Raw genomic sequence first — 19,173 nt, forward strand, 5'->3', positions numbered from 1 at the left:
ATGTCGCACACCGTCGTCAGCGTCGGCCACACGGCCCAGCCGCGGAAGCCGGGAGCCGAACCCCCCGAGGGCGGCACTCCGTGAAGTACCTCGACGAATACCGGGACCCCGCGCTGGCCCGGCGCCTGCTGGCCGAACTGGAGGCCGCCGCCACCCGCCCCTGGCGGATCATGGAGGTGTGCGGCGGGCAGACCCACACCCTGGTCCGCCAGGGCATCGACGAACTGCTGCCCGCCGGTATCCGCATGATCCACGGCCCCGGCTGCCCGGTCTGCGTCACCCCGCTGGAGACCCTCGACCAGGCCATGGCCATCGCGGCCCGCCCCGGTGTCGTCTTCACCAGCTTCGGCGACATGCTGCGCGTCCCCGGCAGCCGCACAGACTTGCTCGCGCTGCGCGCACGCGGCGCCGACGTGCGGGTCGTCTACACCCCGATGGACGCCGTCCGGCTCGCGGAAGAGCACCCGGACCGTGAAGTCGTCTTCCTGGCCGTCGGGTTCGAGACGACCGCACCAGCCAACGCCATGGCCGTCCTGCACGCGGACCGGCTCGGCCTTGCCAACTTCTCCGTCCTCGTCAGCCACGTTCTCGTACCGCCTGCCATGACCGCCCTGCTGGCTGACCCCGGCTGCGAGGTCCAGGCGTTCCTCGCCGCCGGCCACGTCTGCGCGGTCATGGGCTGGACCGAGTACGAGCCGATCGCCGCGCGGTACCGCGTGCCCGTCGTGGTCACCGGTTTCGAACCGCTCGACCTTCTGGAGGGTGTCCTCCTGGCCGTCCGTCAGCTGGAGAGCGGACGGCACGAGGTGGAGAACCAGTACGTGCGCGCCGTCGTGCGCTCCGGGAACACCACGGCTCAGGACGCCGTACGCCACGTCTTCCGCGTCTGTGACCGGGCGTGGCGCGGCATCGGTGAACTGCCCGCCAGCGGCCTGGAACTCGCCCCGGAATACGCCGGGTTCGACGCCGCACGGCGCTTCGACGTCGGCACGCTGCGGCCCGTCGAGGACACCGAGTGCATCGCCGGTGCCGTCCTCACCGGCGCCCGGCTGCCCACCGACTGCACCGCGTACGGCTCCCGCTGCACACCCCGCCACCCCCTCGGCGCCCCCATGGTGTCCGCGGAGGGCACCTGCGCCGCGTTCCACTCCGCGGGGCGTGCCGGGCGTGGCGGGCGTGGCGGGCGTGGCGCGGACGTGAAGGAGATCTCATGACCCCCGACTGTCCTGTGCCCCGGCACGAGGAGGAGTGCGTCCTGCTCGGCCACGGTGCCGGTGGACGCCTCACCGCCGAGCTGCTCGACACCCTGGTGCTGCCCGCACTCGGCGGCGGGGGCGGCGCGCTGGAGGACGCCGCGCTGCTGCCCGGGCAGTCCGACCTGGTGGTCAGCACCGACAGCTTCGTGGTCAGCCCGCTGTTCTTCCCCGGCGGCGACATCGGTTGCCTGGCCGTGCACGGCACGGTCAACGACCTCGCGATGCGCGGGGCCCGGCCGCTGGCCCTGTCGGTGTCCCTCATCGTCGAGGAGGGGCTTCCCCTCGCCGAACTCGACGCCGTGCTCACCTCGTTGGGCAAGGCCGCCCGCGCCGCGGAAGTCCCCGTCGTCACCGGTGACACCAAGGTCGTCGGGCGGGGCGCCGCCGACAAGCTCTTCATCAACACCACCGGCATCGGGCGCCGCCACGACACCCTGCGCCCCTCCGCCGCCCTGGCCCGACCCGGCGACACGGTCCTCCTGTCCGGGCCCATCGGCCTGCACGGCACGACCGTCCTGTCCACCAGGGAGAGGCTCGGCTTCGAGAGCGACATCGCCTCCGACAGCAGGCCCCTGCACCGCCTCGTCCGGTCTCTGGCACCACTCGGCCCGGACGTCCACACCCTGCGCGACCCCACCCGCGGGGGCCTCGCCGCGGCCCTCAACGAGATCGCCCAAGCCTCCGCCGTGGCCGTCGAGATCGACGAGGGCTCCGTGCCGGTGCCGCCCCCCGTCGCCGCGGCCTGCGATCTGCTGGGCCTCGACCCGCTGACCGTCGCCAACGAAGGGTGCCTGGTCGCCTTCGTCGCCCCGGCGGCGGCGGAGGCGGCGCTGGCCGCCCTGCGGGCACGCCCCGAGGGATCCGCGGCCGTGCGGATCGGCGAGGTGCTGCCACACGGCGAACCGGGCCGCGTGGCGCTGCGGACCCTGGTCGGCTCGCGGCGGGTGGTGGAGATGCCGCTGGGCGAACAACTCCCCCGCATCTGCTGAGGGTTCTACTCCCGTGTCCGCCCTGCCCCAGGCCCCGTAACCGCCCTGTCCCGGCCCCCGTATCCGCCCTGTCCCGCCTTCAGGCCCGCGGCCCGCGGCCCGCGCTTGCTGTGCCTTGCGCACCTTCCGCTTCCGCGATGTCGATGACGTGCTGCGGCGCCTGGCGTGGTGTGCTCGGCGGTTCTGGCCCATACCCCAACCGGATCAGCATTTGCGTATGCCCCGTCAGGCCGGGGGACGTGCGCAGTTGAGCCCGCAGATCCGCCCACTCGAGGGCCTGGTGCAGCAGCGAGGCGCTCAGGCCGTGGACGGTGGCGATCAGCAGCACATGCTGGAGGGCCTGGCCGGAACGCAGCCAGTCCGAGCGCCGATCGTGCTCGGTGGCGAGCACCGCGATCATGGGAGAGCGCTCGAAGGTGTGCGCGGACAGCTGCTCCAGATGGCGCCGGGCGGTGAAGTCCCGCATCGGGAGCTGCTCGAAGGCATCCTGCGGCCCCAGAACCGAGGCGGGCAGCCCGAGGGCGTCGTCCCGCAACCAGTGGCGGCTCTCGGCCGCGCGATCCGGGTCGGCGTGATTGCGGCGCTCCGCGACGGAGGTCACCCGCAGCAGACGGCTGACCTCGTGCGGCCGCGGAAACGTGAGCGAGGCGCCTTCGACGTGCGCCGCCTCGGCCAGTTCACGGCGCACGACGTCCGGAACCTGCTGATCGGCGAAGGGGAGGCGGCTGCTGTGGCGGCGCCCGATGGCCTCGTACAGATCCCCGCGGCGTGCGCTTCCCCGCCGAGACGGTCCGGCGATGCGCACGGTGGCCAGCAGTTCGGGGGTGCGCGGGCTCGGCAGCACACGGACGACCGGCTCCCTGCCGAGGTGGGTCACGGCGATCGAGAGGTTCAACGCCGCGGCGCCCGCGGCCAGATGGAGGGCGCGCCCGTGCGGGTCCTCGTACGGCAGACTCCGCTCGGCGGCGGCGCGGATCTCGAGGGTCCGGGCGTCCGCCCCGAGGCGGAACCTCCAGGGCTGCGTGTTGTGCATGGAGGGTGCGGCGACGGCCGCCGAGACGAGTTCCTCCAGAGTCGGCGCGTCCAGGGTCACGGATTCCATGACGTCTCCTCCCCTGTCTTCACGGGTGCGGTGCGCGTGCGCCGGTGCACTCACGTCAAGGGTCGGGGCTCCGACGGCGGGGTGTTCAGATGCCGTTGGTCCCCGTTCCGTGCCGGACGGCACCCCAGCGCTTCACCGACCGGCACTGGCAGGCCGCCCCCGTACCGCGCGACGCTGGACGGGGAGCAAGGGAGCAAGCGAACAAGCGAAAGGGAGCAAGTAAAAGGAGAAGGAGCAGGAGAACGGCGAACGACAGGTACGACACGACCGGACGACACGACAAGCGAGGGAGGGCGAGATGACCAACATGGTGGAGCGGCTGCCCGGCTGGCCGCTGCTGCCCGACCTGTTCAGCTGGGTCGAGGGGATTTCGGGGCTCCCGGGGACGCACCCGGCTCCGGGGCTGCACGGCATCCGCGTCGAGGAGAGCTTCACGGACGGGACTTACGTCCTGCGCGCCGAGCTTCCCGGCATCGACCCGGACAAGGACGTGGAGATCAGCGTCTCGGAAGGTGTGCTGACCCTGCGGGCCGAGCGCACCGAGGAAACCAAGGACAAGCACCACACGGAGTTCCGTTACGGCACGTTCGCCCGCGCCGTCCGGCTGCCCACCGGGGCAAGCGCCGATGATGCCACCGCGGCGTACAAGGACGGGGTGCTGACCATCACGATCCCGGTTCCCGAAGCCAAGACGGGCACCAGGACCGTTCCCGTGCGGCGCGTCTGAGTGCGGCAAGGCCGAGTTCTGCACGTCTGAGTTCGGCCCGCACACGTCCGCGTGCTCCGGGATTCCGGGCACGCGGACGCCTCGCCTTGGGTGATGCTGAGGCCGCCTTGGGCGATGCCGAGGTTCGGCGCCCCTTCCACACCACGCTTGTGGGCGGCCCCGGCGACCTCACGGCCCCCCGCGGCCCCGCCTCAGCCGGCCCTGCGGCTCCACTGCGGCCCGACCCTCGCCCATTCCCGTCCCCATGCGGCCGTGCGCCGCCCCATCAGACGGCGGCGCACCACCAGCCCGCCCCGGGCGGCGACGCCGGTGACGGCGGCTGTGGCCAGAACGCCCGCCACGACAGCGCGCTGGACCGCTTCGGCCCGTTCCAAGGGCGCCAGGACCAGGGTCCCTTGGCCGTCGGTCCAGACCGTCGTCCTCGCCCCGGCTCTCGTCCCGGGCGCAACGAGCGTCGTGCCCCGGTGCGTCGCACCGTCCGGACCGGCCCAGCGCACCCGGGCCCGTACCCGGTCGAGCCCGGTCCCGTTGCGGGAGACGGCCGTGCTGCGCGGCGCGTCCTCGATGAGCCGAGCCGTGACGGCATGCCGGTGCGCCCGCTGTTCGTCCACGACCTGGACCACACTGACGGCGGTCACCGCCCCCGCGGCCGGGCCACCCACGACGGCGGCGATCCCGAAGACGAGCACGGTCCACGCCTCCACCACGTCGCTGCGGCGCCTGAGCGGGTTGGCCCGCCAGCGCCACAGCCGGACAGTGGGGCGGCGCGTTCTGTGGAAGCTCCTGGCCATCGGTCGTCGGGCCTCCTCCCACGCGCGGTCCGAAGGCATCCCTTGAGGCGGTCCCGTTCAGAGGGCAGCAGGCTCCTGAGCGATCCGGTCGGCCAGTGCGACCGGGCACGCTCACTGACCCGGGTGCCCACGCGCGACCAGGAAGTCGGCGGCGTCGGAAAGAGTGGTCAGGTCGGCGTAGTCCTCCTCGTCGATGCGGACACCGGTGCGAGTGGAGACGATCTCCACCAGGCGCACGAAGTCGAGGGAGTCCAGTTCCAGTGCGTCGCGGAATTTGTCCTCGACTCCCACGTGGTCGAAGTCGGCGTCCGGAACGATCTGGGTGATCGCATCCTTGAGGACGGCCAGTGCCTCGATACGGTTCATGACGTCAGCTCCTCAGTTCATCGGGCTGTTGCAGCAGCCGGTCGACCACGGAGAGGAAACGGGCTCCCGTGGCGGCGTCGGTGGCCCGGTGGTCGCCCGACAGGGTCGCGGTCACGAGCGGCCGTACGCCGAGCATGCCGTCCGTCGCCCAGGGGCGTTCGCGGACGGCACCGAACCCGACGAGTGCCACCTGTGGCGGGTGGATCACGCCGTAGACGGACTCGACGCCCTGGTCGCCCAGGTTGGAGACGGTGACCGTGGCGCCCGCCACCTCGCCCGCCCGCAGGCGCCCCCGGCGGGCCCGCTCGACCAAGTCCTTGAGCCGGTCCATGAGTTCATGGGGCTTCAGGGCGTCGGCGTCGTGGAGCACCGGAGTGAGCAGTCCGCCCGAGCGCAGGGACACGGCCACGCCCAGCTGGACTCCCCTGCCGGGGACGAATCCGCCGTCCTGCCAGAAGCCGTTGAGCTCGGGCACCCGGCGGGCGGCGAGGGCCGTGGCGCGCAGCAACAGGGCCGCGGGGACGAGCCGTTCACCGGCCGGGTGGTCACGGTTGTGCCTGCGCAGCCACACCGTGGCGGCCGAGAGGTCGATGGTGGTGGTCAGGTAGTAGTGGGGGATCTCCCGCTTGGAGCGGCTCATCAGCTCCGCGATGGCGCGGCGCATCGCGGCCTGCTGCCTGGCGGTCGCAGACGCCGGGGGCGGCTGTGCGGCAGTGGCCGCAGGGGATGCGGACGGCCGGACGGCGGTGGGATGCGGTGCTGGAGCAGTTCCCGCCGCGGCCTCGCGGACATCGGCCGCCCGCACGGCACCGTTCTCTCCCGTGCCGCTCAACACGGCCAGGTCGACGTGGAGTTCATCGGCCAGGCGCCGGGCGAACGGGGTGGCCCGCACCCGGGACGTGCGCGGACTCGCGGCGTGCTCGACATCGGCCCGGGTGATCCGGCCGCCGCGCCCCGTCCCGTGGACGGCGGCCAGGTCGACGGCCCGTTCGGTGGCGAGGTGCCGTACCAGAGGGCCCGTCCCGGGGATCGCCGATGGCTTTCCCGCACGCCCTGCTCGGCCCTTCGCCCCGGAACCGGCACTGGCACCAGCACCGGCACCGGCACTGGCGCGGCCTGTAGGCACGACTCGCTCCTTCGGCCGCGGCACGGGGCCGGGCGCCACCGGTTCGGGGGCCACCGGTTCGGGCGCCACCGATTTGGGCGCCACCGGTTCGGGCGCCACCGATTCGATGAGCGCCAGCGGCGTCCCGACCGGCACCACGTCTCCCGGTTTCGCCAACTGCCGTACCAGCGTGCCTGTTTCGAAGCACTCCACCTCGATGTCGGACTTGGACGTCTCGATGACCGCGACCACGTCGCCCTTGGTGACCGGGTCGCCGGGGCTCACGAGCCACTCGGTGAGCGTGCCCTCGGTCATGTCGGCCCCCAGCGCGGGCATCCGGAACTCACCCATGGCGCCCCACCACCTCACGGGCCGCCGCGGCGATCCCGGCTGCCTGGGGCAGGGCGGCCTGCTCCAGGTGCCGGGCGTACGGGATGGGGACTTCCGCGCTGCACACCCGGCCTACCGGCGCGTCGAGTTCGTAGAACGCCTGCTCGGTGACGCGGGCCGAGATCTCGGCGGCGACGCTGCCGGTGCGCCAGGCTTCGTCGATGACGACGACGTGGTGGGTGCGGGCGACGGAGGCCATGACGGTGGCGTCGTCGAGGGGGCGCAGCGAGCGCAGGTCGATCACCTCGGCACCGATGCCGTCGGCCGCGAGCAGGTCGGCCGCGTCGAGCGTCTTGGGCAGCGAACCGCCGTACGTGATGAGGGTGATGTCGTCGCCGGCGCGGCGGACGGCGGCACGGTCGATGCTCACCTCACCGTCGGATTCCGGGAGTTCGCCGGAGACGTTGTAGAGCGATCCGTGCTCGAAGATCACCACTGGGTCCGGGTCGGCGAGTGCGGGGCCGAGCATCGTGCGCGCGTCCTGGAGCGTGGCGGGGGCCAGCACGCGGATGCCGGGGATGTGCGCGTACCACCCCTCCAGGCTGTGCGAGTGCTGGGCGGCGAGCTGGCGGCCCGCTCCGCTGGTCATCCGGATGACCAGCGGCACGGAGAGCTGTCCGGCGGACATGTGCCGCAGCGTGGCGGCGTTGTTGAGGATCTGGTCCAGGGCGAGCAGGCTGAAGTTGACCGTCATGATCTCGACGATCGGGCGCAGCCCGGCGATGGCGGCTCCGATGCCCATGCCGGTGAAGGCGGACTCGGACAACGGGGTGTCCCGGACGCGCTCGGGGCCGAACTCCTCGACCAGGCCGAGGCTGACGCCGAAGGCACCGCCGTAGGTGCCGACGTCCTCGCCCATGAGGAAGACCCGTTCGTCCGTGCTCAGCGCGGAGCGGAGGGCCTCGCGCAGGGCCTCGCGGTACGTGATCTTCGAGGAACCCGACTTCTTGTCCTGTTTGCGGCCCTGCCGCATGTCCTGATCCTGCTTCATGACCGTCCCTCCGCCGGATCGGCGTGGACGTGCCGCAGGAGGTCGCTCACCGGTTCGGTGGGGGCGTCCTCGGCGGCGGCCTCCGCCCGCGCGACCTCGTCAGTCGCTCCGCGGTCCAACGCCTCGTACGCGGCGTCCTCCAACTCCGCGTGCGCGCGCATCGTTTGGGCCAGTACGGAGATGGGGTCGCGCTCGCGCCACCGCTCGATCTCGCTCTTGTCGCGGTAGCGGTCCGGGTCGTACATGGAGTGCGCGCGGAAGCGGTAGGTCCGCAGCTCCAGGAAGTGCGGGCCGTGACCGGCGCGGATGCCGTCCACGGCGCGGCGCGCGGCCGCCTCCACGGCCAGGACGTCCATCCCGTCCACGGCCCAGGCGGGCATGCCGTACGAGGCCGCGCGCATCGCCAGATCGGTCTGCGCGTGCTCGGTGGCGAGCGGCGTGCCCATGGCGTAGAGGTTGTTCTCGCAGGCGAGCAGCAGCGGAAGATTCCACAGGGCGGCCAGGTTCGCGGTCTCGTGGAACTCCCCCTCGGCGAAGGCGCCGTCGCCGAAGAAGCAGCAGACGACGCCCTCCGTGCCACGCATCCGCTCGGCGAGCGCGATCCCTGCGGCGAGCGGGAGACCACCGGCGACGATGGCGTTCCCGCCGTAGAAGCGGCGGCTCACGTCGAAGAGGTGCATGGAGCCTCCGCGGCCGCCGCTGCACCCGCTGGCCTTGCCGTACATCTCGGCCATGACGGCCTCGGCGGGCACTCCGCGGGCGAGGGCGTGGCCGTGCTCACGGTAGGTGGAGACGACGGCGTCACCGGGGTTGAGGGCCGCACCGACACCGGCCGCCACCGCTTCCTCACCGATGTAGAGGTGCACGAAGCCGCGTATCTTCGCGGCGCTGTACAGCTCGACGCAGCGCTCTTCGAAGCGGCGGATCAGCAGCATGGTGGCGAGGAGGTCGCGCCGGTGCTTGGCGGTGGCGTCGTGCACCGTGTCGGGGGGTGCCTCTGCCCTCTCGACGGGCGTGGCGGGCTTGGCGGTCGGCTTGCGGCGCGTGGTGCTCATGAGGGCTCCTCTGTCGTTTCCAGCGTGGAGACGTCTCCCTCGGGCAGCCCGAGTTCGCGGGCGCGCAGCAGCCGTCGCATGACCTTGCCGCTGCGCGTGTGCGGCAGTCGCTGCTCGAAGGCGATCTCCCGTGGGGCCACCGCAGGACCGAGACGGCGCCGGGCGAACGCCAGGAGTTCGCGTTGCAGTTGCTCGTCCGCGGACACCCCGGGCCGCAGCGAGACGTACGCCTTGACGATGGCGCCCGCCGTCTCGTCGGGCCGTCCGATCACCCCGGCCTCGGCCACCAGCGGATGCTCCAGCAGGGCACTCTCCACCTCGAAGGGGCTGATGAGGTGCCCGGCGGACTTGATGACGTCGTCGGCGCGCCCCACGAACCAGAAGAAGCCGTCCGCGTCCCGGCGCACGACGTCGCCGGTCAGGTACCAGCCGTCGGCGAAGCTCGCCCGGTACCGGTCCTCGGCGTGCAGATAGCCCCGGAACATCGAGGGCCAGCCGGGCCGCAGCACCAACTCGCCCTCCTGCTCCGGATCTTCGAGGACCCGCACCCCTCCCTCGGCGGAGCGCCAGGCACGGCCGTCCGGTCCGCGTGCCAGGACCGCGGCGTCGACACCCGGCAGCGGGCGGCCCATGGAGCCGGGCTTGACCGGACACGCCGCGAGGTTGGCGATCATGATGCAGCCGGTCTCCGTCTGCCACCAGTTGTCGTGGATCGGCAGTCCGAGCACGTCCTTCCCCCACACCACCGCTTCGGGGTTCAGGGGCTCACCGACCGACGCGATGAAGCGCAGCGCGGACAGATCGTGGGAGCGCGGCAGGTCGTACGGGCCTTCGCGGGGTGTGGCCCGCATCAACATGCGCAGGGCCGTCGGGGCGGTGTACCAGACGGTGACCCGCTCCTGGCCGAGGACCCGGTACCAGCGCCGCGCGTCGAAGTCCCCTTCGTCGACCACCAGGGTCACCCCGTGGGTGAGCGGGGCGATGATCCCGTACGACATGCCGGTGACCCAGCCCGGGTCGGCCGTGCACCAGTAGACGTCGTCCGGGTGCAGGTCGAGGGCGTGGGCGGCGGTGATGTGGTGGGCCACGACGGCCTCGTGGACGTGGACGGCTCCCTTGGGGACGTCGGTGGTGCCGCTGGTGAAGTGCAGCAGGGCCATGTCCTCGGCGTCGGTGTGCGGCACGGTGAGGTCCTCGGGCGCCGCGGTCATCAGCGCGTCGAAGGAACGGGTCCCCGGCGCCCCGTCCGCGTCCGCGTGCCCGCCGACGAGCAGCACGTGCTCCAGTTCGGGCAGCCGCTCCCGGACCGGCGCGACCTTGCGCCGGTACAGCGCCTCGGTGGTCACGAGCACCCGGGCGTTGCCCAGGCGCATGCGCTGCGCCACCGGATCCGGGCCGAAGGCGGAGAACAGCGGGCACAGCACACTGGCGTTCTTCAGGGTCCCGAGCACGACCGTGAACAGTTCCGGACAGCGGCCAAGCAGTGTGAAGACCCGGTCGCCCCGGCCCACGCCCAGGGAGCGCAGTACCTGTGCGAACCGGTTGGAGAGCAGGGCCAGTTGGGCGTACGAGACGGAGTCGACGCTCCCGTCGCGGCGGACGCAGCGCAGCGCGGTGTCCTTGCCCCGGCCCTCGGTGACGTGCCGGTCCACGGCCTCGTAGCCCATATTGAGCCCGCCACCGGGCAGTCCGGCGAGACGTCCGCGCGCCTCGGCCCAACTGAACTCCGCCCGGGCCCGGTCATAGTCGTCAAGATTCGGTGCGACGCGAGGTCGCACCGGTTTGGTCATGGTCTCGCGCGTCATCCGGATCCCTCCCTGACCCTCGCACTCCTGCTTTCACCACCCCGGCGAACCCGACCCGGGTGCCCGGCGGGCCCGAGGCCGGCTCTTCCCACCAGGGGCCAAGCGGACCGGGCCGTTCAGCCACGCCGGGCACCGGCGGCAGACATCTCCTCCTCCAACTGCCGCAAAGACGTCACCTGTCCGGCCGCCCGCACCGGCTCCGGCACGGTGACCACCGGACACACGGCGCCCCGCACGCACTCCCGCGCCACCGCGCCGAGCGCGGGCAGGGTGTCGTCGCCACGGCGCCCCCGGCCGAGAGCGAGCAAGGAGGCGTGGCGGGCGTGACGCAACAGGACCGGCACGGCCGGCCCCTCGTCGAGCACGGCGGTGATCTGCGTCAGCGGATCCGTCTCCAGCAGCCGGGACACGGAATCCTCCAGCGTCCACGCCGCCCTGCTCCTGTCCTGCTCGGGCGTCGGCAGGGCCGCGACGGACGCGTAGGGGGCGCGCAGGGCCGACCTGGGCAGCCAGGCGTGGACCGCCACCACCCGGACCCCCAGACGGGACGCCCTCGTGGCGGACCAGCGCAGTGCGGCGAGCGCCGCGGCCGAACCGTCGACGCCCACGATCACGCTGCCGTGCACCGGATCATCCATGGCCGCCTCCTGGTCACTCTCTCCGGCTCCGGAGCGCGGGACGGGAGCCGGGACTCACTACGTGCCCCCGTCCCGCCGGACAGCCGGCCGTCAGGCGACACGGCGCAGCTCTTGGGTCTTCTCCAGGGTCTTGGCCTCGTCGGTGTACTTCCGGGCCAGTCCGGCGAAGAAGTGGAGCACCTCGTACCAGAAGTAGCCCGCGCCTGCGATGAGCACCCCGGTGAGGGTGATGCCGATGGTGTCGTTGCGCACGGTGAGCCCCCAGGCGTCGAAGAGGCTGAAGTCGACGAGCCACGCCGTGCCCACGCCGAGCGCCACCAGTGCGAAGGCCCAGAGCTCCGGGGCCATGGCCAAGTAGCGCCGCGCGACCATCCCCACGACGACTACGGCCAGCCCGAGCAGGGCCAGCATCCCGAACGCGTACATGAGATCCTCCGCCTTCCTGATTGCGCCCAGGCGTCGCCGGACGCGCGACCGACGGAAGTGCGGCGGCGGGGCGACCGCCGCCGCGGGCTTCCCCTTTCCTCGACGGTCGCGCATCCGGCCGCACCGCGGCAGGGGCTGCCCGGCCCTCTCCCGGGGCCGACAGAACCCGCCGTCGGGCCCGCACGACGTCCTCAGCCCACGCCGACGCCGGTCTCGGGCGCGGTGCGCGGGGAGTTGTGCACCGTGCAGGGGCTGAGTCACCTGAGCACCGAACGGCCCCACACATCGGGCTACTTGACCCACCTCGACCGAAGGCGCACCGCGCTGTAATGGAGGTGAGGGACGCGCTCGCCCCTCCCCTCACCCACCTCCACGAATGGAGGGCGTCATGAACAGAGCGCGTACCGTCCGCCGCATCGCGCTGTGCGCCTCGGCACTGACTCTCGGACTGACCCTGCCCGCGACGTCGACCAACGCCACGGCGACCGACACCCCCGCGGCCGGCACGGCGTCCACGGTCGGCGCGACCAGGACCGCCGGACGCAGCGGCGACACGCATTCCACGGTCGACCGGGTCGCGGACTTCTACGGCGCCTACATCGACGTCGTGCACGACTCCGGCCGCGGCCCTCTCGCCAACTCCCTGCGCCACCACTACCTGACCAGCGGCCTGCGACACAGCCTGGCCGCCTGGGAGGCCGTGCACCACAGGGACGGGATGTTCCGTTCCAAGGCCACTCCCACCACATGGTCGGTCGCCTACAACGACAGCGGCATGGGCCACTGCTGGACCCGCGTGGACCTCTCGTCGAGGAGCCCTGGACACCATGCCCGGCACACGCACCTGACCGTCCAGTCCGACCTCGCCACCGGGCTCATCTCCGGTGTCAGGACAGGCTGGTGACAGCGCTGCCGAGCCGTGCGACGCCAGGGTCACCGGCTCGGAGTGACGAAGAGATGGGGAAGCCATGAGCGCGATAGCCGCTCCCTTGAAGGGTGTCCGGGCCGTGATCCTCGACGCCGATGGGGTGATCACCGACTCGGCGCGGCTGCACGCAGCGGCGTGGAAGTCCGTGTTCGACGCGTTCCTGCTCAGGCATCCGCCCCACGACCCCGCACAGCAGCGCCCGTTCGACACGGCCATCGACTATCCGCAGTTCGTGGACGGCAGGTCGCGCCCTGACGCTGCCGCGTGCTTCCTCGCCTCCCGGGGACTACGGCCGGACCCCGAGCAGGTGCACGCGGTGGCCACCGCCAAGGACAGCCTGTATGCGGAGCGGTTGCGGTGCGGGGGCGTGTCCGCCTGTCCGGGCAGCGTCGCGCTGCTGCGCACCCTGCTGTGCTCGGGGGTGCTCCTCGCCGCCGTGTCCGCGTCCCGGTACGCCCGCGACCTCCTGGTGCGATCAGGTGTGCTGAGCCTCTTCGACGCTGTCGTGGACGGTCCCGAGGCGGCACGCCTGGGCCTGCCCGGCAAGCCGGCGCCGGACCTCTTCCTGGAGGCGGCCCGCCGCCTGCGCCACGACCCCCGGCACACCGCGGTCATCGACGACGCCCTGGCCGGGGTGGAAGCCGCCGGCCGCGGAGGATTCGCGCCGGTGATCGGCGTGGACCGCACCGAGAACGGCCGCCACGCCCCCGACCTGCTGCGACACGGTGCCGACCTCGTGGTGCACGACCTCGGTGAACTGGTCGTGGAAGGCCCGACGGCATGACGGAAACGACGGACGGCGTGACGGAGACGACGGATTGGCTCTGGGAGTACGAGGGGTACGAGCCGTCCCAGGAACGGCTCCGCGAATCCCTGTGCACCCTCGGCAACGGACGCTTCGCCACCCGTGGCGCCCTGCCCGAGTGCCCGGCGGACGACATGCACTACCCCGGCACCTACGCGGCGGGGTGCTACGACCGCCTCACCTCGCGCGTGGCCGGACGCGACGTCGAGAACGAGGACATGGTCAACCTGCCCAACTGGCTGCCCCTGCGCTTCCGCGTCCACACCGACGGGCTCGCCGACGGCTCCGGGCCGTGGCTGACCCCCGAGAACACCCGCGTGCTGGAACACCGTCAGACCCTCCGTCTGCGCGCGGGAGTGCTGGAGCGGCGCACGCGCTACGAGGACGGCGCGGGACGGCGGCTGGCCGTGCGTCAGCTGCGCCTCGTGAGCATGGCCGACCCTCATCTGGCCGCGCTCCGCACCGAGTTCACCGCCGAGAACTGGGCGGGTGAACTCGACGTGGAGGCCACCCTTGACGGCACCGTCCGCAACGGTGGGGTGCCGCGCTATCACGACCTGAACGGCGAACACCTCACGCACGTCCACACCGGCACCGCCGACACCCCGGCCACGGTGTGGCTGCGCTGCCGTACCCGGACCTCCGACATCCGGCTCGGCATGGCCTGCCGCCTCACCACGTCCTCGGGAACACGCCCCCGGCCCAGCCCTCAAGGCCCCCGTGTCCACCAGGAGTTGCGTATCGCGCTCACCCCCGGCACGGCCGTCACCGTCGACAAGACGGTCACCCTGCACACCTCACGGGACCCGGCGATCAGTGATCCACTGTGGGCCGCGGTCGACCGCGTCGCCCGCGCTCCGTCCTTCGACCCGCTCCTCGAGTCCCACCTGACCGTCTGGGACCAGCTGTGGCGCAGGGCCGACCTCGACATGCCCGGCGAGGCGGGCCGCATCCTGCGTCTGCACCTCTTCCACGTGCTGCAGACCCTCTCCCCGCACACCGCCGAACTCGACGTGGGGGTCCCCGCGCGCGGCCTGCACGGCGAGGCGTACCGCGGCCACGTCTTCTGGGACGAGCTGTTCGTCCTGCCGTATCTGAACCTGCACTTCCCCGAGGTGTCCCGCGCCCTCCTCGGCTACCGCCACCGCCGCCTCGAACGGGCCCGCACCGCGGCCCAGGACGCCGGCCGCCGGGGCGCCATGTTCCCGTGGCAGAGCGGCAGCGACGGCCGCGAGGAGACCCAGGTCCTGCACCTCAACCCGCGCTCGGGCCGCTGGCTGTCCGACCGCTCCCGGCTCCAGCGGCACGTCGGCTCGGCCGTCGCCTACAACGTCTGGCGGTACTGCGAGGCAACCGGCGACACCGAGTTCCTGCACACCAAGGGAGCCGAGACGCTGCTGCAGATCGCCCGGTTCTGGGCCGACTCGGCCACGTACGACGAGAGCCTCGCCCGCTACCGCATCCGCGGCGTGGTCGGCCCCGACGAGTACCACGACGCCTACCCCGGCGCCCCGCGCCCTGGCCTCGACGACAACGCCTACACCAACGTCACGGCCGCCTGGGTGCTCACCCGGACCCTCGAACTCCTCGACGCCCTGCCTGCGCCACGCCGTGACGAGCTCGCCGAACGCGTCGGATTCGACGGCGGCGAGGCGGAGTCGTGGCGGGACGTGGCCCACTCGCTGTACGTACCCTTCCACGCCGGTGTCATCAGCCAGTTCGAGGGTTACGGAGAGCTGGCGGAGCTCGACTGGGACGCGTACCGGAAGACGTACGACGACATCCGCCGCCTCGACCGGATCCTGGAGGCCGAGGGCGACAGCGTCAACCGCTATCAGGCGTCCAAGCAGGCCGATGTGCTGATGCTCGGCTACCTCTTCTCCCCCGCCGAACTCAGCGCCCTCTTCGGCCAGTTGGGATACCGGTTCGACGACGCCCTCTGGCAGCGCACCGTCGACCACTACCTGCGTCGCACCAGCCACGGCTCCACCCTCAGCGGCCTGGTGCACGGGTGGGTGCTCGCCCGGGCGCGCCGCGCCGAGGCATGGGAGTTCGTCCACGAGGCGCTGCGCGGCGACATCGCCGACGTGCAGGGCGGCACCACGGGCGAGGGCATCCACCTGGGCGCCATGGCGGGCACCCTGGATCTGGTCCAGCGCGGACTGACCGGCCTGCAGACGCGGCACGGCGCCCTGTGGCTCGACCCGGTGCCCCTGCCGGAGCTCTCCGAGTACGGATTCACCCTCCGCTACCGAGGGCACTGGGGCATACGGCTGCAGATGCGGCCGGGACGGCTGCGCGTCGACGTGCCCGCCTCCGACAGGTCACCCATCACGCTCGAACTGCCCGGCCACACGGTCCGCGTCGAGCCCGGAGAGTCCTGCGAACTCACTCTGCCGGGCCTCGCGGACCACAAAGAGGCCGTCGGTCACTGACCGCAGAACTCGGCGTCGACCACCCGCTGCTCATGCACGTTCCAGTCACCGTTGAAGTTGAGCGACAGCGCGTGCCCGCCGTCCGCAGTCGTCAGGGTCTCCGATATGGAGCCCTGGATACCGCCGTTGTGCCCCCAGACCTCCACACCACAGGAGAGGCTGAGCTTCATGAGGCCGAGGCCGTAGGAGACGGCCGGGACTCCCTCGATCGGCACGGTGGTGGTCATCTTCTTCAGCTGGCGCGGCTCCAGGAGCCGTCCCGAGAGCAGGGCCCGGTAGAAGCGGTTGAGGTCACGAGTGGTGGAGATGATCTCGCCTGCCGCGCCCGCGAGGGAGGGATTGAGCTCGGTGACGTCGTAGGTCACGCTCCCCGGCTTGCCGGGGCCCGCGAGCTCGCCGGTCAGCTTCGAGTACGCCCGGCCGCCGGGCCCCGGCAGATGGGCCCGGGTGCCCGGCATGGTGGTGGAGTTCAGGTGCAGGGGACGCAGGATGCGCCGCTCGATCTCATGGGCGTACGAGTGGCCGGTGGCCTCCTGGATCACCATTCCGGCGAGGATGTAGTTGGTGTCGGAGTAGCGCCACGGGCCGCCGGGGTCGGAGTTCGGCCGGTGGGTCATGGCGAGCCGGACGATCCGCTCCGGCGTCCAGGTGTCGTAGCGGTGGCGCAGGAAGTCGGTGCCGAACGTCTTCCGCTTGAAGCCCTCGTCGTCGGTGTAGCTGTAGATCCCGCTGGTGTGGTTGAGGAGTTGGCGCACCGTGATCCTCCGGCCGTCGTGGCCGTTGCCCCGCACCAGGTCCGGCAGCCAGTGGTCGACGGTGTCGTCCAGGCTCAGTCGCCCCTCGGCCTCCAGTTGCAAGATCACTGTGGCCACGAAGGTCTTGGTGAGCGAGCCCGCCCGGAACCGGTCATCGGCCCGCGGCTGCCTGCCGGTGGAGAGGTCAGCGACACCCGCGCGACCGGTCCAGGAGTGGCTCCCCTGCTCGGCCAGGGCGATTCCGCCGGGCGGCCCGCCCCGGACCACCCCGTCGAGGGCCTCCTGAGTGGCCTCGTGACCGGCCCTTGCGGACGGCGCTCCCCGGCCGTCCGCAGCCGCGGCGGGCCAGGCGAAGCCGGTACTCAGCACCGCCGCCGCGAGGACGCCGACAGCGCCGGCCCGCACCCTCCGTGCCGTGTGGTCGCCCTCCCGCCCGGATGAACGCGGCCCGTCTGCTGCATGCGTGTGCTCGTACACGAAAGGGGCTCCTGTGCGGTCGGTGGGTGACAACTGATCAGCGGGACCGGGTCCGCAGGACCTGATCCACGGGACTGATTCTGTGCGGCCGGGGGCGGGACCCGATATCCCGTCACCCACCCATTCCCAGGTGGGGTTATCCCCCGATCATGTGGCGCCGTCGGGGCCGCGGCACGCTCCGGGCCGCCCGGCCTCGCGCAGGGTCGTTCGGCACCATGCGCCGCGCTCGGGTCCGACGGACCGTGGAATCAACCAGAACCGGGAGGTGCCACGATGAAGGAACACCAACTGCCCGTGCGCGCGGCGCAAACGGTGCTGTACGTGGTCGCCGGGCTGCTCGTCCTCTGGAGCCTCGGCCTGATCGGATCGCTGCTGGGGATCGTCCTGGTGCCGCCCGTGGTGCTGGCCGTCATCGGACTGATCATCCTGGCCCGCCGCCTCGGCCAGGGCCCTCACGGCCCCCACCGGACCAGGCCGTAACCTCCGTCCGGCTCACCACGTGCGCAGCTGCTTTCCCGTGTTCACGTCCCACAGCCGCACGGTCTTGTCGTCGGCGGCCGTCGCGAGACGGTGGGCGGCAGGGGCGAACGCCTCGTCGTTCACCACGGACTTGTGTCCGACGAGGGCCGCGAGGGGGCGGCCTGTGCGCGGATCCCCCAGGAGCACCGATGCCGTGACAGGACAGGTACACCAGGACGACGTCGTGACGTCGTGGGGAGCACTCCGGCGCAAGACGTCCTCGACGACCTCCTGGACGCACTGGCGCGGCGCGTCGACCACCGCTTTGGCCTCGAAAGCGCCGCGGTCCGGAGCGCGCAGGACGTCCGTCATGGCTTGCGCGCCTTCGGTCTTCGGCGGGTGCCCGGAGCCGGTGCAGCGACGCGTCGGCGTACGCGGGGAGGTGGCCACGACGACGGCGCGCCAGTGCCCCGGGCCCGCTCCTCCCACCCTCCCGGCGGCCTCCCCCTCTCACACAGGGTGGGCAATCGCCGGTGCGGTGCCAGAGGCCGAACGGCCCACCGCTGTGCCCGACAGGAGTGATTGCCCCACCACGGAAAGGAAGTTGAGTGAGGTGGAGGAGCCCATGACTCCATCCCTCTGCTCGCAGCACGCCCCCTCACCCGCAGGAGGAAACCATGACGAACCGCATCGACCAGCCCCGCAAGCTGGACATCGTCGGCAACCCCGTCCTGGTGGGCGGCGTCGGCACAGGCTTCGAAGCCACGCTGAGCTATCGCATCGGCGAGGGGCACGACGAGGTGTCCGGACACTTCGATGTCGGCGGCGGAACCGGCGAGCACGGGCAGTTCCAGGTCCAGGTCGACGTCAGCCACGCGGCGTTCAAAGCCGACCGGCTCCTCGTGCAGGTCTTCGAGGTGAGCCCCAAGGACGGCAGCGAGATCAACATCGTGACCGTGCCCGTGCTCTACGGGCCGCGCATCGTCCCCGGGTACTACGGCTTCCGCGAGCACAAGGTCGTCAAGGGCGACACCCTGGCGGCCCTCGCCAAGACGTACTACGGGGACGCCTCCCTGTACCAGCGCATCGTCCGCGCCAACCCCGACCAGATCACCGACCCCGACAGGATCGTCCCCGGCCAGGTGCTGCGCATCCCCATCGGCTCCTGACGTCGTCGTCACAGGCCAGCGGCGCCCCAGGTCGTTGACCAGGGCGGGCGGGTCGTCGGGTACCCGCCACGCGAGAAGCCGGGAGCAGCCGTGCGTAACCCGTGTTGAAGCGGTCGACGGCGTTGCGCCCGAGACTTCCCGGTCGTCGGCCCAGGCGAAGATGTGAGCGCCGACGGATGCAGCCGCGGTGAGGATCGTCCTCGCCGCTGGCGCTCGGGAGGGGGGACGTGGCCGCTTTCATGCGGGACAGTCGCGGCCGCACGCCGAGCAGGCACTTCCCGCACCCGCCATAGGGGCGCCCGACCTCGCCCAGGGAGCGTTGCGCATCGACCTCTCCCGTTCCGCACGCAGGTCAAGGAGAATCGACGGCCACCCCCAGGACGACCTTGGTCAGTCCGGGCTCATCCCAGGAAGCTCAACCGGACCTGGCGGTTGGGGTTGTCCACGTTCGTGTCCGCGAAGCTCCGCTAGGACAACCGTGAGCGTAGCCGCCGAACATCTCAT

At 71.9% G+C, this 19,173-nt stretch carries 19 protein-coding genes; 8 read left to right on the plus strand and 11 right to left on the minus strand.

Going from position 1 to position 19,173, the window contains the following annotated elements; all coding sequences use genetic code 11:
- Positions 1 to 80: 80 nt before the first annotated feature.
- Both hypD and hypE read left to right on the plus strand, forming a co-directional pair.
- Positions 81 to 1,214: a hydrogenase formation protein HypD gene (gene hypD, locus ACQB60_RS24420; RefSeq protein ID WP_496928233.1), complete on the plus strand. Its 1,134-nt coding sequence runs from the start codon at positions 81 to 83 to the stop codon at positions 1,212 to 1,214.
- Positions 1,211 to 2,245, plus strand: a complete 1,035-nt coding sequence (gene hypE, locus ACQB60_RS24425; RefSeq protein ID WP_496928234.1) for a hydrogenase expression/formation protein HypE — start codon at positions 1,211 to 1,213, stop codon at positions 2,243 to 2,245. Before hypD ends, hypE begins: the two co-directional genes overlap by 4 nt.
- Positions 2,246 to 2,324: 79 nt before the next feature.
- On the opposite strand, the gene ACQB60_RS24430 is transcribed toward hypE, so the two are convergent.
- Complete coding sequence (locus ACQB60_RS24430) at positions 2,325 to 3,347, minus strand: Acg family FMN-binding oxidoreductase (RefSeq protein ID WP_496928235.1); 1,023 nt, start codon at positions 3,345 to 3,347, stop codon at positions 2,325 to 2,327.
- Positions 3,348 to 3,645: 298 nt separating this feature from the next.
- Here ACQB60_RS24430 and ACQB60_RS24435 point away from each other — a divergent pair, with 298 nt between their 5' ends.
- A complete protein-coding gene (locus ACQB60_RS24435; RefSeq protein WP_496928236.1) occupies positions 3,646 to 4,074 on the plus strand; it encodes an Hsp20/alpha crystallin family protein in 429 nt (142 codons plus the stop codon).
- 191 nt (positions 4,075 to 4,265) lie between these two features.
- Here the strand turns inward: ACQB60_RS24435 and ACQB60_RS24440 are convergent, their stop codons facing one another.
- The 8 genes from ACQB60_RS24440 to ACQB60_RS24475 all read right to left on the minus strand — a co-directional run bounded on the left by ACQB60_RS24440 (position 4,266) and on the right by ACQB60_RS24475 (position 11,641).
- The gene (locus ACQB60_RS24440; RefSeq protein ID WP_496928237.1) at positions 4,266 to 4,865 is read right to left on the minus strand and encodes an Rv1733c family protein; all 600 of its coding nucleotides are present in this window, start codon (positions 4,863 to 4,865) and stop codon (positions 4,266 to 4,268) included.
- A gap of 111 nt (positions 4,866 to 4,976) precedes the next feature.
- Entirely contained in the window at positions 4,977 to 5,231 is a 255-nt protein-coding gene (locus tag ACQB60_RS24445; protein WP_496928238.1) for an acyl carrier protein, read from the minus strand.
- Positions 5,232 to 5,235: 4 nt separating this feature from the next.
- Positions 5,236 to 6,687, minus strand: a complete 1,452-nt coding sequence (locus ACQB60_RS24450; RefSeq protein ID WP_496928239.1) for a dihydrolipoamide acetyltransferase family protein — start codon at positions 6,685 to 6,687, stop codon at positions 5,236 to 5,238.
- Positions 6,680 to 7,717, minus strand: coding sequence for an alpha-ketoacid dehydrogenase subunit beta (locus tag ACQB60_RS24455; protein WP_496928240.1), 1,038 nt, complete (start codon positions 7,715 to 7,717; stop codon positions 6,680 to 6,682). Before ACQB60_RS24455 ends, ACQB60_RS24450 begins: the two co-directional genes overlap by 8 nt.
- Entirely contained in the window at positions 7,714 to 8,772 is a 1,059-nt protein-coding gene (pdhA, locus tag ACQB60_RS24460) for a pyruvate dehydrogenase (acetyl-transferring) E1 component subunit alpha (protein ID WP_496928241.1), read from the minus strand. The genes ACQB60_RS24455 and pdhA overlap by 4 nt, the downstream gene beginning before the upstream one ends.
- Positions 8,769 to 10,577 (minus strand): acetate--CoA ligase, encoded by a 1,809-nt coding sequence (acsA, locus tag ACQB60_RS24465; RefSeq protein WP_496928242.1) that lies wholly within the window; start codon positions 10,575 to 10,577, stop codon positions 8,769 to 8,771. Before acsA ends, pdhA begins: the two co-directional genes overlap by 4 nt.
- Before the next feature lie 116 nt (positions 10,578 to 10,693).
- The gene (locus ACQB60_RS24470; protein WP_496928243.1) at positions 10,694 to 11,215 is read right to left on the minus strand and encodes a universal stress protein; all 522 of its coding nucleotides are present in this window, start codon (positions 11,213 to 11,215) and stop codon (positions 10,694 to 10,696) included.
- A 90-nt stretch (positions 11,216 to 11,305) separates the two neighbouring features.
- Positions 11,306 to 11,641 (minus strand): hypothetical protein, encoded by a 336-nt coding sequence (locus ACQB60_RS24475; RefSeq protein WP_496928244.1) that lies wholly within the window; start codon positions 11,639 to 11,641, stop codon positions 11,306 to 11,308.
- Positions 11,642 to 12,029: 388 nt separating this feature from the next.
- On the opposite strand from ACQB60_RS24475, the gene ACQB60_RS24480 reads away from it, so the two are divergent.
- From ACQB60_RS24480 to ACQB60_RS24490, 3 genes are all read left to right on the plus strand, one after another.
- Positions 12,030 to 12,545, plus strand: coding sequence for a hypothetical protein (locus tag ACQB60_RS24480; RefSeq protein ID WP_496928245.1), 516 nt, complete (start codon positions 12,030 to 12,032; stop codon positions 12,543 to 12,545).
- A 64-nt stretch (positions 12,546 to 12,609) separates the two neighbouring features.
- A complete protein-coding gene (locus ACQB60_RS24485) occupies positions 12,610 to 13,353 on the plus strand; it encodes an HAD family hydrolase (RefSeq protein ID WP_496928246.1) in 744 nt (247 codons plus the stop codon).
- Positions 13,350 to 15,809 (plus strand): glycoside hydrolase family 65 protein, encoded by a 2,460-nt coding sequence (locus ACQB60_RS24490; RefSeq protein ID WP_496928247.1) that lies wholly within the window; start codon positions 13,350 to 13,352, stop codon positions 15,807 to 15,809. Before ACQB60_RS24485 ends, ACQB60_RS24490 begins: the two co-directional genes overlap by 4 nt.
- Here the strand turns inward: ACQB60_RS24490 and ACQB60_RS24495 are convergent.
- Positions 15,803 to 17,041: a serine hydrolase domain-containing protein gene (locus tag ACQB60_RS24495; protein WP_496928248.1), complete on the minus strand. Its 1,239-nt coding sequence runs from the start codon at positions 17,039 to 17,041 to the stop codon at positions 15,803 to 15,805. The genes ACQB60_RS24490 and ACQB60_RS24495 overlap by 7 nt on opposite strands.
- 273 nt (positions 17,042 to 17,314) lie before the next feature.
- Between ACQB60_RS24495 and ACQB60_RS24500 the strand changes: the two genes are divergently transcribed.
- Complete coding sequence (locus ACQB60_RS24500) at positions 17,315 to 17,521, plus strand: hypothetical protein (protein ID WP_496928249.1); 207 nt, start codon at positions 17,315 to 17,317, stop codon at positions 17,519 to 17,521.
- A gap of 12 nt (positions 17,522 to 17,533) precedes the next feature.
- Here the strand turns inward: ACQB60_RS24500 and ACQB60_RS24505 are convergent, their stop codons facing one another.
- Positions 17,534 to 17,872 carry a WD40 repeat domain-containing protein gene (locus ACQB60_RS24505; protein ID WP_496928250.1) on the minus strand — a complete coding sequence of 113 codons (339 nt, stop codon included), beginning with the start codon at positions 17,870 to 17,872 and terminating at the stop codon, positions 17,534 to 17,536.
- Between the two features lie 305 nt (positions 17,873 to 18,177).
- Between ACQB60_RS24505 and ACQB60_RS24510 the strand changes: the two genes are divergently transcribed.
- Positions 18,178 to 18,669: a Gmad2 immunoglobulin-like domain-containing protein gene (locus ACQB60_RS24510; RefSeq protein WP_496928251.1), complete on the plus strand. Its 492-nt coding sequence runs from the start codon at positions 18,178 to 18,180 to the stop codon at positions 18,667 to 18,669.
- Positions 18,670 to 19,173: the final 504 nt, after the last annotated feature.

Origin of the sequence: Streptomyces odontotermitis, assembly GCF_050510915.1 — a bacterium.
Lineage (GTDB): Bacteria > Actinomycetota > Actinomycetes > Streptomycetales > Streptomycetaceae > Streptomyces.